This is a genomic window from Paenibacillus durus ATCC 35681, assembly GCF_000993825.1.
GTDB classification, from domain to species: domain Bacteria; phylum Bacillota; class Bacilli; order Paenibacillales; family Paenibacillaceae; genus Paenibacillus_AQ; species Paenibacillus_AQ durus_B.
Window position 1 is genome coordinate 39,452 of record NZ_CP011114.1, and the last position, 14,007, is coordinate 53,458.

Consider the following 14,007-nt stretch of genomic DNA (forward strand, 5'->3'; position numbering starts at 1 on the left):
CTGGCTATTATTTACGAAAGAAGATAAACTTGAGGCCGATAAGTCCGCAGGCGAAGATCAGCAGATAGTGCCAGGGAGACAGCGTAAATACCGGGAACAGCTGTCTGAAATAAAGTCCGGCGAACACAACGGCGACTACGGCGCCAATGTATACGCCCAGCGCTTTTAAGTTAAATCCGCCTATTCTGGGAACATCGTCCTCGGACAGGGACGAGAGCCATTTCATCAGCAGCTCGATGCCGGCAATGGAGCCGATTCCTACGGCAAGCATTGTGAACAGGCTGATGCGGCCGAACGGTCCGGCCGTCCCCTGGCTCCATAGTGTGATAAGTCCGGCAATGCCCTGCATGCCGAACAGCAGGGTGAGCGCCGTCCACGAAATCATGGCGTAGTGGCGGGCCTTTCCGCGTTCTGGACGGGTTGGCGCGCTCTCGATGGCTTCCCGGAAATATTCTTCCGGATCGCTGCCGAAGATTTGCTGGGCGGTCCTGCCTTTGTCCTGCGCGCGCAGCAGCTTGTCGGCTGCCTCTAACAGCAGTTCCTCCGTCCGCACGGCGTCTACTTGGCTGGCCCGCAGCGCTAAAATCATATCCTCAAAGAAAGAGCGATTGCCCGGCGTCATCTTTTCCCTGAGGCGGTTGTTTTCCTTGATCATGTCTCTGACTTTCATCTTGTAAGTATTGACCTCCAGTAATCGTAAGCGGAATATTCTCTACGAAGAGTATACGTTTGCCCGGCCGTTCCGTGCAAGGATAAGCGTCCGGCGCTGCCGCCGCATAATATTTTTTCCGAAGGTAAATATTTATAAGGTGATTTCCGGTAAGGGAATTTCCGGCTTTTATTTTGGAAAAGAGAGGGGCAGCGCTCTATGGGACGCAAAAATGAACGGGATACGGAATATTCAGCAGAAGGCGGCACATCCTGCGTTTCCGGCAGCGGAGTCTTCGACTGGGGCGGTTCGGATGGCTTCAGTCTCTCGGACAGCGCTTCGGAAACTCCTAAGGAATGGAAGAAAGACCTGGAAGATCGAGAGGAAACGGACGATACTTTTCAATAACCGCGTTAAACTTACGGGCGGCTGCGTGGCTGTCAGCATGACAAATTCAATGATCTGCAGGCGCGATGAGCCACATTATTCAAAAAGCCTGAGATCGTGCATCTTTTCGCGGCGATAGAAGCCCTGCGTATAACATGCCTACAAAAATGCAGCTTTTTACCCGTTCAACCTCATTCTTAGCCCAGCACAGCCTCAGATTCCTGTACAATTGTAGGTTTTCCCTGCCAACAGACGTCTTCAGTAAAAAAACCTGCATCTGAGCTGTTTTGCTAGACGCTAACGAACAACCATCACCAGCTTGACGCTAGACGCTGAACGAACAACCTTCACCAGCTTGACGCTAGACGCTAACGAACAACCATCACCAGCTTGACCTCGCCCCTCTATGTAGGAGCTTTTCAATATAGACAAGCATGCTTATCCCGTAAAACATCCCGCCAGATTATCCGCAAGCGATCCCCGGTGTCAAGCGGCGTTATGATTGACAAAATGATTGAGGAGGGATATTATAAAGATACAAATCATAGTAATTTAATCGGAATAATAATATATTTAGGTTAGCGATTAAGGACAGGAGGTACGGACATGGAACGGGCGATCACCATTCGGCATAAAGGCGAGGAATTGACAGCAAGCATACATTATCCGGTAAAGGAAGGGAAATCCGGCCGCTGCAAAAACCGGGTGCCGCTTGTGGTCATCTGCCACGGGTTTATCGGCAGCCGAATCGGCACGGACCGTCTGTTCGTCAAGACTGCCCGCGAACTGGCTGGTGACGGCTATATGGTCATCCGCTTTGATTATATCGGCTGCGGCGAGAGCAGCGGCAATTACGGAGCCCAGGATGTGGAGTCCATGATCGCCCAGACGCGGACGGTGCTTGATTACGGTCTGAGCTGCGCTGATGTCGATCCTACCCGGGTAACGCTGATCGGCCACAGTCTGGGGGGAGCCGTCGCCCTGCTTACAGCGGTAAGGGACCGCCGGGTGAAGAATCTCGTGTTATGGGCGGCTGTCGGCTATCCCTTTAATGACATCGTGAAAATCGTCGGACGGGAATCGTACGATCAGGCGGTGCAGACCGGCTCTGCCGATCATGCCGGATTCAGCTTCACGCCGGTGTATTTTAACTCGCTGGCCAAGTTTCAGCCCTTTCAGGAGGCCGGCAAATTTGGCGGCGATGTGCTCGTGATTCATGGAACCTCGGATGATGTGATTCCGGTAGATTACGCTTTTTTATATCAAAAGCTGTTCTGGACGCGCCCCGACGGACGCTGCGATAAAGAGATTATTTTTCAGGCTGATCATACCTTCTCTTCGGGCCCGGCCCAGCAGCTGCTGCTGAAGCGGACAAAAGAATGGATGAACGAACAGGAGCGTGTGCAGGAAGAATGGCAAAATTGGATGATCTAGGAAGACTGCTTCACTCGCAATGCCAGGCTGGAAACGTTAAAATATAGATGCACACCAAAAACCAAGCGTTTGGAGGTTGGCATCAATGAACATTCCGGCATTTTTTATCGCACACGGCTCCCCTCTGCTTGCGATTGAGGATAATGACTATACCGTTTTTCTGGAACAGCTCGGCCGGGAACTGCCGCGCCCGCGCGGTATCGCCGTATTCTCGGCGCATTGGGACAGCCCTGAGCAGCTGGTTACGTTAGATGAACGCCATGAGGCGCTGCATGATTTCTACGGATTCCCTGAAGAGATGTACCGGCTTACCTATCCCGCTCCCGGAGACGCCGGTCTCAGCCGCCGGATCGGCGAGCTGTTCGCCGCAGGCAATCTTTCCTATAAGCCTGTACGGGGCCGGGGTATCGATCATGGCGTCTGGGTTATCCTGCGGCGATTGTTTCCGGATGCGGATATTCCGGTCGTGGCGCTGTCCGTCGATTCGCTTAGGTCTCCGGCGGAGCAGTATGCCATCGGACGCATGCTCTCGCCGCTGAGGGATGAAGGCATACTCTTCATCGGCAGCGGAGGCCTGGTCCACAATTTAAGGATGCTCGAAGACGGCGGCGACCCGGCAGAATGGGCGGTGGACTTCGATAGCTGGATTGCGGAGAAGCTGGAGGCCGGAGATCTTGAGGCGCTGTTCGCCTATGACAAACAGGCGCCTCATGCCCGCGACGCCGTTCCTTCCTACGGGAAAGAGCATTTTATCCCGCTGTTCTACGCGATGGGGGCGGCAGCCAAAGGCATGAAGGCAGAGCGGATGTTCCAAGCGTACCAGTACGGAACGCTTAGCCTGAACTGCTGGAAATTCGAATAATTTATCAGATGATAGAAGGCTTGACCGTTAAAGGTCAGCCTTTTTTTAATGAAACGGCGGCCTTCAAAGGTCATTTGCAGACGCATTTTGGTTTGTCCCGGTTGGAATACTTTACCTCCCTGCTTTACAAAACTTGAAACCCCCGTTAATCGCCGCTAAACAATCAGACAGTAAAGTTGATCTTGTGGGACCGATCCCAGAATCACATAAGAAAGGGGAGGCATATGATGATGCTGCTGAACGTCGCAGGGCAGCTTGACCCTTCTGATTCCAAACGCCATATTACATATGGATTTCAGTTAGACCAGCCCGCCGCAATTATGCGGATTCGGTTCGCCTACTGGCCCAAGCTGCTGGAAGACGACGGCCAGGCTATGGAATTAATTATGGAATCCATCGATTCATATGTTGCCCCAGAGCATCAGGGCCCGGTCCGGGAAGGCTGGAGACGGTATTTACCGCTCAAAAATCTGATTACCCTGTCGATGGACGGCCCTAACGGATATCGGGGCGCGTGCCATAGGCATGATGCGGAGCAGAGCCTGTTCCTGTCGGAACAGGAAGCGTCCGAAGGGCTGATGCCCGGCAAGCTGGCTTTAGGAGAGTGGAATGTAACGCTCAGCGTTCACGCCGTCGTAACGGAGCGGTGCTCGTATGATTTGTCGATTTGGACGGAGGAGGCGGATACGGCATGAGATGGCTGGCTTCCGAACTTCATACGCATACCTTTCACAGTGACGGCAGACAGTCGCTGCGGGAACTGGCCGCAGGCGCTGCGAAGCTGGGCTTCGACTGCATTGCGCTTACCGATCATAACACGATGTCAGGACTCGGAGAATGTGAGCTAGTCCAGCAGGAAACGGGCGTCGTTATTATTCCGGGCATGGAGTGGACGACCTTTCACGGGCATATGGTGACGATGGGCTTGCAAAACTTTGTGGATTGGCGCAAAGCGGGACGATCTGACATTCACGAAGGAATCTCCATGGTTCACGGGCAGGGCGGGCTTGCCGGAATGGCGCATCCTTTTCGGATCGGAAGTCCTGTCTGTACCGGATGTTACTGGGAATATGAAATCAGCGACTGGAACGACCTTGATTACATCGAAGTGTGGTCGGGAACGTTCGCATCCATCAAGCCCGAGAATCAGCGAGCCTTCGCCTTGTGGACGGAGCGGCTGAACGACGGCATCCGCATTGCCGCTACTTCCGGGCGGGATTGGCATGAGCAGAAGCATACGGACGAGCCTCTCTCGGTTACTTATCTGGGACTGGATGACGAGCCGGGGACGATTTCGCAACAAGCGGTTCGGGCGCTTGCACAAGGAAGGGCCTCGGTAACGATCGGTCCGCTTATAACGATGGAGGCAGAGAACGGCGGCACATTGTACGGGATCGGTGAATCCGTATCCGTACACAATGGAGCAGACCTGATCACTCTCCATGTGAAGATCGACTTTTTCGTTAGACGGACGCTGTGGGAACTTCCGGAACAGGATTTTTCGTTAAAGATTATGGGGAATTCTGGAACTCTCGCACAATGCGCCGCAGGCTCCACCGATCAGATCTACGAGTTCAGCATTCCGGCAGACGGGCTGATCTGGGCGAGGGCCGAGTTATGGGGAATTGTAAAAGGCATGCGGACGATGGTCGCTTTTACGAATGCCATCTATATAGGCTGAACTTGATATTTTCGTCATCAGATATCAGTCGTAACTGCGAGGAATGTTTGGACTTCCGGCCGCCGATGATTAAGGAGGAATGAATAAGTGACTGCTGCTCCGCTGATTACCGCGCATACCGGATGTATGAATACGCCCGATAACTCCCTGCTCTCGATTGAAACGGGCCTGGCGAACGGCGCGGATATTATTGAAGACGATATTCGGGTTACCCGTGACGGCACACTCGTACTCAGCCATGATGATGCGGTCCGGCTGGCGGACGGGTCCATGGGCAGGCTATCGCAAATGACGATTTCGGAATTAAATGAAGGTCTGTCCATTCCAATCGTCAAGTTGGAGGAGGCTTTGCATCTGGTGCGGAATACAGGGAAGACGATGAATCTCGACCTGAAGGCGGATGAATGCATTGAGCCGGTATCCGAATTGGTTAAGAAGCTCGGCATGCTGGGCCGCGTATTTCTGTCGGGCTGCGAAGCGGACAGAGCCCGTAAAGCCAAGTATAGCAACCCTGGAGTGCGCAAGCTTCTCAATGTGAATGCCAGTCTGTTTCTTACCAGCAGCTATGCGGAAGCCGTCTTGCAGACACTTCAAGATGCTGAAGGCGCCGGCTGTTTCGGAATTAATGTGCCTTACCGTTTAGTTGAACCGTATCTGCTGGAGAAGGCGGCTGAATCCGGGTTTCAAATCTACATCTGGACCGTTAACGAGGAAAAGGACATGAGATTATACGCGGGTATGGGCGTACATTCCATCACTACAAGAAATGTAGCCGACCTTGTTCGGGTTAAAAAGGAAATGTTGGCGGAAGGAAGTTGAACGTGGGCTATAACATTAAAGAAATCGCCGCATTGGCAGGCGTCTCCAAATCTACGGTTTCCAGAGTGATCTCGGGTTCCGGCTACGCCAGTCAAGAAGCGCGCGAACGCGTGATGAAGGTTATTGAAACGCTCCAATACAAGCCGAGTGCGGTGGCGAGAGCGATGGTAGCGCAGCGGACGCATAATATCGGCGTTATCATTTTCCGGGAGCAGCAGCCAATCGTGTCCCATCCGCTGTACGGCAAAATTGTCGACGCCATCCTGATGGCGGCCGGGGCCAAAGGCTACTCTGTGTTTCTTACCACGGACCGTGAGATGTCGCTGCGTTCCACCGATTTTATGCTGGAAAAGCGGGTTGACGGATTAATTCTGATCAGCCGGCTCCGTCAAAATGTCATCGATTACGTAAAATCATTTGATATTCCGTATTTAATGGTCAACGGATCGACAGACGATCCGGAGGTCGTTCAGATCGTAAGCAAGGACGAAGAAGGAGGGGAACGGGCCGCGTCTTACCTGTACCAGCTCGGGCATCGCAAAATCTTCATTATCGCCGGGCCGCAGGAGCACAGGAGCCATAATTTGCGCCTGAAGGGCTTTTGCAGCAGCATGGAAAGATTGGGCAACAGCGGAGGATTGACTGTAGTTTCCTCGCCGGAATCCAGCGCTGATATGGGATACCGGGTCATGCTGGAGAATTGGGACTTATTTATAAATGGAGCCTTCACGTCGTTGTTCGCAACGAATGACATGCTCGCTCTCGGAGCGATGAAGCTTTTGGCTGAGCGATCGGTTAGGATACCCGAACAAGTCGCCGTTATGGGCTTTGACGATATCGATTTCGCTTCCATGTATTCCCCTTCGCTCACTACCGTAAGGGTTGAGAAGGAGAAGATGGGACAGGATGCGGTATGGATGCTGGACCGGCTGATCCGGAAGGAAGACGGCCTTCCCAAGCTGAACGAGTATGCGAGCGAGCTGATTATTCGCCAATCTACCTAAATTATCCTTTACGATTCATGTAATCTTAGATAATACTGTTCAAATATTAAGGTTTTAAAATAAAAATAGTGATGTGGGAACGGTCTCACAGTGAGAAATTCCTTCATCCATTTACCCCGGAAAGGAGATTTACAGGCGCATGAGTTGGTATTTCAGAGCCATCGGTTTTCGGAAAATATTCGAGTTCCTGCTGCTTGTCGCCTTTGTCGTGTTCTTTGTCGGCCCGCTCTTGAATCTTGCCGTGCTTGCTTTCAGCAGTAAATGGAACTATCCTGACCTACTGCCGCGGCAGTGGTCCTTACAATGGTGGTATTTCGTACTCCAGGAGGATGATATCGCCAAATCCATTGGGCTTTCGTTTCTGATCGCCGCGTTAGTCACGGTGTTGTCCATCGTCATTTGCATCCCGGCCGCTTATGCTTTTGCCCGGATACGATTTCCGCTGAGCCGTTTCTTTCTGTTCTCTTTTCTGCTTACACACGCTTTTCCAAAAATGGGGCTGTATGTCTCGATTGCCGTTCTCTTCTATAAACTGGGGCTGATGAATACGCTGCTCGGCGTGGTCCTGGTTCATATGATCAACGTTCTGATGTTTATGACCTGGATTCCGACGGCCGCCTTCCGCAATGTCCATACGGCGCAGGAGGAATCGGCGAGAGATGTGGGCGCCACGCCGTTCCGCGTATTCCGCAGCATTACGCTGCCGATGGCGATGCCGGGTATTCTGGTCGCTTCCATCTTCACCTTTCTGAACTCTTTGGACGAGGCCCAGGGCACATTCCTGGTCGGAATTCCCGATTTCAAGACAATGCCGATTGTTATGTACTCGATTATCGCCGATTTTCCGAGCAGCGCCGGCGCCGTATTCTCGATCATTCTTACTGCTCCGACCATTATTTTGCTGTTAGCCGCCCAGCGTTTGGTCAGCGCGGACATTATGGCCAGCGGCTTCCAGGTTAAATAACGTAGTCCCGGGACAATAACCGGATCAATTTCCGGATCACGGAGGAATTTCATGAGTGTACAGCTTTCGATTCGCAATTTGACCAAACGTTACAAGACAGGAGAAGGCGTAACCGGTATTTCGCTCGATGTTAAAAAAGGTGAATTGGTCACCCTGCTTGGCCCTTCCGGCTGCGGCAAAACGACGGTGCTTCGAAGCATCGGCGGCTTTCTTGAGCCCGATTCAGGCGAGATTCTGATTGCGAGCCGGAGCGTAGTCAAGCTCCCGCCGGAGAAACGGCCGACCTCGATGGTCTTTCAAGGGTACAATCTGTGGCCGCATATGTCCATTTATGACAATCTGGCCTTCGGGCTCAAGATTCGCAAGACGCCCAAGGCGGAAATCAAGCGGGCCGTTGAGGATGCGCTTCGGCTCGTGCGGCTGCCCGGCGTGGAGAAGAAGTTCCCCAGCCAGCTGTCGGGCGGACAGCAGCAGCGAATCGCCGTCGCCAGATCCCTTCTGCTGAAGCCGGAGGTATTGCTGCTGGACGAGCCGTTCTCCGCGCTTGACGCCAAGCTTCGCCACGAGATGAGGGAAGAGCTGCGCGAGATTCAGACGGAGACCGGCCTGACCATGGTGTTCGTCACCCATGATCAGGAGGAAGCCCTTTCCCTGTCCGACCGGATCATCGTGATGAACCAGGGGAATATCGAGCAAATCGCGGCGCCTCAGGATATATACGATTCGCCGGATACGCTGTTTGTCGCCCAGTTTATCGGCAAAATGAACTTTTTGGAGGGGGTGGTGGAAGAGGACAAGCTGCGTGTGGGAGGTCTGGTTTTTCCGAATACGAAGCGTCTTGCGGGGTCAATCGTCGTCGCCGTCAGGCCGGAGGATGTCATGATCGGTCCGGATTCCGGAGAAAAAGACGGCTTGTATGGAACAATCAAGCAAGTGATGGTGCTCGGCCATTATGCCGAGGTATCGGTTGAACTTGACGGGTACGGCCCGATTCGGGCGTTTCAGCCGAGAGATACCGTGAAGGAACTTTCGTTGGGTCAGCGTGTAACCGTCGCTTTTGCCAAAGTGATTGCTTATCCGAACAAGTAAGGACAAACAAGGAGGAAATTTACCATGTTTCGTATGAAAAAACGTTTTACTGTACTGTCAGCTCTGGCGTTGTCGTTCTCGATATTGGCTGGCTGTGGTACGGCAAATAACAATTCAGCAGGCTCCGCCGCCGCTGGCGGTTCCGCATCCCCGGCAGCAAGCAATTCCGCCTCTTCCAGCGCACCGGTCGAAATTCAATTTTATTTTACAGGCTCCCAGAACGTGAAGAACTTGTGGGATCAGCTTACGCCCATGTTCGAAGAAAAAAATCCGGATGTAAAGGTGAAACTCGTATACATTCCTTCCGGAACCGGCGCGCAACCGACCTATGACCGTATTTTGGCCGCCAAGCAAGCAGGCAAGGGGTCTGGCGGTATTGACCTATATGAAGATGGTCTGCCCGTTGTCACCCAAGGGCAAAAAGACGATCTCTGGGATACGCTGAGCACAAGTTCCGTTCCGAATCTCGTGAAAGTCGATGCGAAAACGATGGAAGATGTCGCGAACCTGGCGGTGCCTTACCGTTCGTCCGCCGTCGTGCTCGCTTATAACAGTGAGAAGGTGACCGCGCCTCCGACCACGCTGGACGAGGTGTTCGACTGGATTAAGAAGAATCCCGAGCGATTTGCTTATAACGACCCGTCCACCGGCGGCTCCGGCAGCTCTTTCGTAACGACGACCCTTTATAAAGATTTGCCTGAAGAGGCGATCCACAACGATGATCCGGCCATCGAGAAGGATTGGGCCAAAGGCTTTGCGACGCTGAAGGAACTGGGGCCCTACCTGTACGGCAAAGGCATTTATCCGAAAAAGAATCAAGGCACGCTTGATCTGCTGACGAGCGGAGAGGTCGACATGATTCCGGCCTGGTCCGACATGGTGCTTGAACAGCTGGATAAAGGCCAACTGCCGGCAACGACCAAAATGCAGCAGATTACACCGGGCTTCAACGGCGGACCAACTTATCTGATGGTGCCGAAGCTGTCCGAGAAGAAAGAAGCTGCCTATAAATTCCTGGACTTCGTCCTGTCGCCGGAAGCGCAAGCCGTCATGGTGAAGACGATGCATGGCTTCCCGGGAATCGAGCTGACGAACATGCCGCAGGATATTCAGGATTCGTTTAAAGGCGTGTCGGAAGGCTTCCGTAATTTCAACGTCGGCGAACTGAGCAAAGAGATCAACAAACGCTGGCAGAGCGACGTGGCGGCCCAATGAGGAAGGAAGTGAAAATGGGGATATTCGGACTTTGTCTGGTTATCCCCTCCTTTCTCTTGTTGTCTGTGATCGTAATCATTCCGATTATACTATCTTTTTTCGAAAGCTTGCGGGGTGAAACCGGCGGGTACGACCTCAGCCGTTATGTGTATTTGTTTACAGACGAGGGGATGCGCGCAAATATCGTATTTACCCTTCAGGTAACGATTGTTTCCTGTGTGATTGTACTGGCTGTCAGCTACGCATTGGCGGTATACATGCGCTTCAGCACCGGCAGGATGGTTGATTTAATCCGCAAAACCTATATGATTCCAATCTTTATTCCCGGGGTGATCGCGACCTACGGCCTGATCAACCTGCTCGGGAACCACGGCTGGCTGTCCCGCTGGCTGCTGTTGTTCGGGGGAACGCTACCGCGCATTATTTTTGATCAGAAGGGCATTATCATTGCGAATCTCTGGTTCAATATCCCGTTTACGACGATGCTGCTCACCTCGGCGCTGGCGGGAATTCCGAACGCGGTCATTGAGAGCGCCAAAGATATCGGGGCCAGCCGACTGCGCATCTTTTTCCGTATCATCATGCCGTTATCCTACAAAACATTTCTCGTCGCAGTTACCTTCGTATTTATGGGCGTCATCGGTTCGTTTACCGCTCCGTTTCTGGTCGGTCCGAATGCTCCCCAAATGCTCGGCGTGTCGATGGAGCAGGTATTCAGCGTCTTCCAGGAGCGCGAGCAGGCTGCGGCCATTTCTTTCTTTACGTTCCTGCTGTGCTCGCTGCTCGGTTACTTCTATATCCGTTCGATGGTGAAGGAAGAGACGGCCAGGCCATGATTGAAATCTATACGCATGAATGGAAGACGGTTAGCGCGAGAGTAGCCGAGGCGATGCGGGACGGGAAAATCACAGTCGAACAAACATGCGCGGCCGTCATTCCCGTGCTCGATCTGCTGCGCAGCGTATTTCCGGATGACGCCGAATTCCCGGCAAGGCAGGGAGAGTATTATCATCTAGACGGGCAGCTCCGCCGGGCGGGACAGGCCTATCACACGGCTCTGAAACTTGATCCCCCGCCTGCACTTACTGAACAGGAAGCCGACGCGATCCGCCGGCATTGCCCGCTGCTGCTCACAACCGAGGCGGAATGCTTTCCCCTGAAGGATATCGCAGCCGTCCATCATCCGACGCGGCCGCTCATTGGCTATCATCTGTTCTGGGAAGACGATTTCGACTTTCCGGACGATTACGAGCCCTGCGACCATGAAGAGATATGGGTGGAGTACGATCCTGAAGAGGCGGCGGTCACCCAGGTCATGACGTTCTTCCACAGCTCGGTGATCTCCTCGGAGGAGGCGGTTCGGGAAGCGAGGGAGCATGGGGAGCGGCCGATTATCCGAATCGAGTGGGGGAAACACGGGTCGCTACTCAAAGGTTGGAAAAACATCGACATTCCGATGAAGAACATGACCATGCAGGACTGGATGCGGCAAACGTACGAGCATGTAAAGAATGGCGGGCGTCTGCCGGAGCATCCGTTAAAGCGCTTTTGGCCGCAGGGGTACGAAGGCTCCTATGAGTCGTATATCGACTTCTCGGTTCCGGTCGATCCGCTGCTTTATCTGGAGCGCAAGCCGCTTATGTTCAAGTCGCTCCATGCGAATGCGATTTTGTTCACACAGGCAATTCCCTACAATTTCCACCCGAAAATGGAATGGCCGGACCGGTTCGCCCGGGCATTGCTTGATTAGGGAAATATCGCACACTTGTACAGGCACTGCCGTGCCGCCCGCAGCCGATGCAATTCAGGCATCGCGGGAGGATAACGGCAGTGCCTGTTTGCTTGCGGCAAGACAAAAAGGTCCGGCTGTGCTTAAATGGAAGGATAGCTTATGAACCGTTTAAGGAGGACGTTTACTTTTATGATGTTAAACCGTTCCAGCTCCAGGCTGGCGGCAGGAATACTGCTGGCCTCGCTTGCTCTTTCCGCCTGCGGTCCGCAAACCGCGGAACCCCGCGCCGTTCCCAGCGCCGCGCCGCTATCCTCGGCCGTTCCGTCGCCGGCGACGCCTGTCCCGGCTCCGTCGCCATCCCCGGACCCGGTGTCCGTGTCCGGACTAACCGGGCTCCCTGTCACCGAAGTGCCGCTTCCCCGGCCGTTTGCCGTGATGATTAACAACGCGCCGGCCGCCCGTCCCCAGTCGGGGCTGACCAAGGCCGATCTTCTGTACGAGGTGCTGGCCGAAGGGGGGATAACGCGGCTGATCGCGATTTATCAGAGCCAACCCGGCATCCCCAAAATCGGGCCGGTCCGCAGCATCCGTCCGTACCTGATCGACATCGGCGAGTCTTACGGCGGTGTTACCGTGCATGCGGGCGGAAGTCCGGCGGCCTATGCCATTTTGCAGAGACAGCATAAAGAGGACATGGACGAAATCGGAAGGGCCGGCGCCTACTTCTGGCGGGATAAGAGCCGCAAGGCGCCCCACAATTTATACACGAGCGAAGACAAGCTTCGGGCCGGAGCGGAGAAGCTCGGATACGGCGGGGCGGCGGATGTGCAGGGATATTCTTTTACCAATCCAGATGATGTCCCGGTGGGCGGGGAACCCGCGAGCGAGTTCAATGTCCGCTTCTTGCTCCAGAGCTACACGGTGGATTACAAGTATGATTCCGCTTCGCGCACCTATACAAGATGGGTTAACGGAAAGCAGCATCTGGATAAGGACAGCGGCGCGCCTGTCGAAGCAGCCAACGTCATCGTCATGGGGGCCGACCACAAGGTGCTTGACGAGGTAGGCAGATTGTCCGTCAACCTGGAGCTTGGAGGAGAAGCCATGCTGTTCCAGCGGGGCGAGGTCATCCGGGGCAGATGGGTCCGCAAGGCCGGTGACGTGATAAGGTTCGTGCGGGATGGCAAGGAAGCGGTGCTGTACCCGGGAGTCACCCATTTTTTGATTGTGCCGAACTCGCCCTCTTTTGCGAGCCATGTGACCGTTACGCCCTAAGTAAACCGGTGGCAAAAGGAGTATAAGTTGGTGTCCGGATGCGAACAGAATAATTGATGTACATATAATTCCAATAATTATAAAAACAGCGAATTCTTTTTCCTCGTTCGACAAATTGTGATTTCATTGTAAAAAGTTCGGTTGTTTTTACTTTCTATCTTTCAAGGCGGTATGTTAAGATAACAAAGGTCGTCATTTAATTTAATACTGTGTTTACAATTGAGTGCTTCCGCCGTTCAAAAGGAACTTTATGCAAAGGAGTTTACAATAATGAGGTTGAGAAAAAAGGACATTTTCTTCGAGACGCTTGAAAATATGGCCGACACGATCGTCCAGGCTGCGGATTATTTCGCCCAGCATCTTTCCGATCTGAGCGATCTGGAAGTGTTTGCCGGAGAAATGAAGAAATATGAATCCCAGTGCGATACATATACGCATACGGTTATCAAAGAGCTGAACAAGACATTCATTACCCCGCTGGAGCGCGACGATATCATGGCGCTGATCACAAGCATGGACGATGTCATCGACGGACTTGAGGCTTCCGCCACCCGTTTCTATATGTACAACATGACCCAGACAGACGAGTACATCGGCCAATTCGCCGAAATTCTCCGTCAGTCTTCTTATGAGATCCAGAAGGCGGTTCATCTGCTGTCGCAGAAGAAGCTTCTGGCTATCCGCGAATATACGATTCGGCTGAATGACCTGGAGAATCAGGGCGATGAAGTGCTGCGCAACTGTACTAAGGCATTGTTCGCGCAGGTCAAGGACCCGATTGAACTGATCAAGCGCAAGGAGCTGTACGAGCGTTTGGAGACGACGACGGACAAATGCGAAGACGTAGCCAACATACTTGAATCAATTATTATGCGCAACTCATAAGGGGCAAGTAA

15 protein-coding genes are annotated in these 14,007 nt (G+C 53.2%); 14 read left to right on the top strand and 1 reads right to left on the bottom strand.

Annotated elements, in window-relative coordinates:
* Positions 1-7: 7 nt before the first annotated feature.
* A complete protein-coding gene (locus tag VK70_RS00165) occupies positions 8-670 on the bottom strand; it encodes a DUF1129 family protein (protein ID WP_025700083.1) in 663 nt (220 codons plus the stop codon).
* A gap of 198 nt (positions 671-868) precedes the next feature.
* On the opposite strand from VK70_RS00165, the gene VK70_RS00170 reads away from it, so the two are divergent.
* The 14 genes from VK70_RS00170 (at position 869) to VK70_RS00235 (ending at position 13,996) form a co-directional block, all read left to right on the top strand.
* The gene (locus VK70_RS00170; protein WP_025700081.1) at positions 869-1,057 is read left to right on the top strand and encodes a hypothetical protein; all 189 of its coding nucleotides are present in this window, start codon (positions 869-871) and stop codon (positions 1,055-1,057) included.
* 585 nt (positions 1,058-1,642) lie between these two features.
* On the top strand, positions 1,643-2,470 hold the full coding sequence (locus tag VK70_RS00175; RefSeq protein WP_025700079.1) for an alpha/beta hydrolase family protein: 828 nt from the start codon (positions 1,643-1,645) through the stop codon (positions 2,468-2,470).
* Between the two features lie 85 nt (positions 2,471-2,555).
* A complete protein-coding gene (locus VK70_RS00180) occupies positions 2,556-3,332 on the top strand; it encodes a DODA-type extradiol aromatic ring-opening family dioxygenase (protein ID WP_025700077.1) in 777 nt (258 codons plus the stop codon).
* Between the two features lie 224 nt (positions 3,333-3,556).
* Positions 3,557-4,027, top strand: coding sequence for a hypothetical protein (locus tag VK70_RS00185; protein ID WP_025700075.1), 471 nt, complete (start codon positions 3,557-3,559; stop codon positions 4,025-4,027).
* Entirely contained in the window at positions 4,024-5,013 is a 990-nt protein-coding gene (locus VK70_RS00190) for a CehA/McbA family metallohydrolase (protein WP_025700073.1), read from the top strand. Before VK70_RS00185 ends, VK70_RS00190 begins: the two co-directional genes overlap by 4 nt.
* Positions 5,014-5,100: 87 nt before the next feature.
* A complete protein-coding gene (locus tag VK70_RS00195) occupies positions 5,101-5,832 on the top strand; it encodes a glycerophosphodiester phosphodiesterase (protein ID WP_025700071.1) in 732 nt (243 codons plus the stop codon).
* Positions 5,833-5,834: 2 nt separating this feature from the next.
* Positions 5,835-6,836 (top strand): LacI family DNA-binding transcriptional regulator, encoded by a 1,002-nt coding sequence (locus tag VK70_RS00200; protein ID WP_025700069.1) that lies wholly within the window; start codon positions 5,835-5,837, stop codon positions 6,834-6,836.
* A gap of 139 nt (positions 6,837-6,975) precedes the next feature.
* Positions 6,976-7,800, top strand: a complete 825-nt coding sequence (locus VK70_RS00205; protein WP_025700067.1) for an ABC transporter permease — start codon at positions 6,976-6,978, stop codon at positions 7,798-7,800.
* 51 nt (positions 7,801-7,851) lie between these two features.
* Entirely contained in the window at positions 7,852-8,889 is a 1,038-nt protein-coding gene (locus VK70_RS00210) for an ABC transporter ATP-binding protein (protein WP_025700065.1), read from the top strand.
* A 24-nt stretch (positions 8,890-8,913) separates the two neighbouring features.
* Positions 8,914-10,104, top strand: a complete 1,191-nt coding sequence (locus VK70_RS00215) for an extracellular solute-binding protein (RefSeq protein WP_025700063.1) — start codon at positions 8,914-8,916, stop codon at positions 10,102-10,104.
* Positions 10,101-10,940 (top strand): ABC transporter permease, encoded by an 840-nt coding sequence (locus tag VK70_RS00220; protein ID WP_025700060.1) that lies wholly within the window; start codon positions 10,101-10,103, stop codon positions 10,938-10,940. Before VK70_RS00215 ends, VK70_RS00220 begins: the two co-directional genes overlap by 4 nt.
* Positions 10,937-11,854: a hypothetical protein gene (locus VK70_RS00225; protein WP_046722597.1), complete on the top strand. Its 918-nt coding sequence runs from the start codon at positions 10,937-10,939 to the stop codon at positions 11,852-11,854. The genes VK70_RS00220 and VK70_RS00225 overlap by 4 nt, the downstream gene beginning before the upstream one ends.
* A gap of 171 nt (positions 11,855-12,025) precedes the next feature.
* Positions 12,026-13,111, top strand: a complete 1,086-nt coding sequence (locus tag VK70_RS00230) for a DUF3048 domain-containing protein (protein WP_025697503.1) — start codon at positions 12,026-12,028, stop codon at positions 13,109-13,111.
* 270 nt (positions 13,112-13,381) lie between these two features.
* Positions 13,382-13,996, top strand: coding sequence for a DUF47 domain-containing protein (locus tag VK70_RS00235; protein WP_025697501.1), 615 nt, complete (start codon positions 13,382-13,384; stop codon positions 13,994-13,996).
* Positions 13,997-14,007 lie beyond the last annotated feature (11 nt).

Excerpts from the sequence above, each read along its gene's own strand:
- VK70_RS00165 (WP_025700083.1), bottom strand. The coding sequence starts at position 670 with ATGAAAGTCAGAGACATGATCAAGGAAAACAACCGCCTCAGGGAAAAG.
- VK70_RS00170 (WP_025700081.1), top strand. The coding sequence starts at position 869 with ATGGGACGCAAAAATGAACGGGATACGGAATATTCAGCAGAAGGCGGC.
- VK70_RS00175 (WP_025700079.1), top strand. The coding sequence starts at position 1,643 with ATGGAACGGGCGATCACCATTCGGCATAAAGGCGAGGAATTGACAGCA.
- VK70_RS00180 (WP_025700077.1), top strand. The coding sequence starts at position 2,556 with ATGAACATTCCGGCATTTTTTATCGCACACGGCTCCCCTCTGCTTGCG.
- VK70_RS00185 (WP_025700075.1), top strand. The coding sequence starts at position 3,557 with ATGATGATGCTGCTGAACGTCGCAGGGCAGCTTGACCCTTCTGATTCC.
- VK70_RS00190 (WP_025700073.1), top strand. The coding sequence starts at position 4,024 with ATGAGATGGCTGGCTTCCGAACTTCATACGCATACCTTTCACAGTGAC.
- VK70_RS00205 (WP_025700067.1), top strand. The coding sequence starts at position 6,976 with ATGAGTTGGTATTTCAGAGCCATCGGTTTTCGGAAAATATTCGAGTTC.
- VK70_RS00210 (WP_025700065.1), top strand. The coding sequence starts at position 7,852 with ATGAGTGTACAGCTTTCGATTCGCAATTTGACCAAACGTTACAAGACA.
- VK70_RS00215 (WP_025700063.1), top strand. The coding sequence starts at position 8,914 with ATGTTTCGTATGAAAAAACGTTTTACTGTACTGTCAGCTCTGGCGTTG.
- VK70_RS00220 (WP_025700060.1), top strand. The coding sequence starts at position 10,101 with ATGAGGAAGGAAGTGAAAATGGGGATATTCGGACTTTGTCTGGTTATC.
- VK70_RS00225 (WP_046722597.1), top strand. The coding sequence starts at position 10,937 with ATGATTGAAATCTATACGCATGAATGGAAGACGGTTAGCGCGAGAGTA.
- VK70_RS00230 (WP_025697503.1), top strand. The coding sequence starts at position 12,026 with ATGATGTTAAACCGTTCCAGCTCCAGGCTGGCGGCAGGAATACTGCTG.
- VK70_RS00235 (WP_025697501.1), top strand. The coding sequence starts at position 13,382 with ATGAGGTTGAGAAAAAAGGACATTTTCTTCGAGACGCTTGAAAATATG.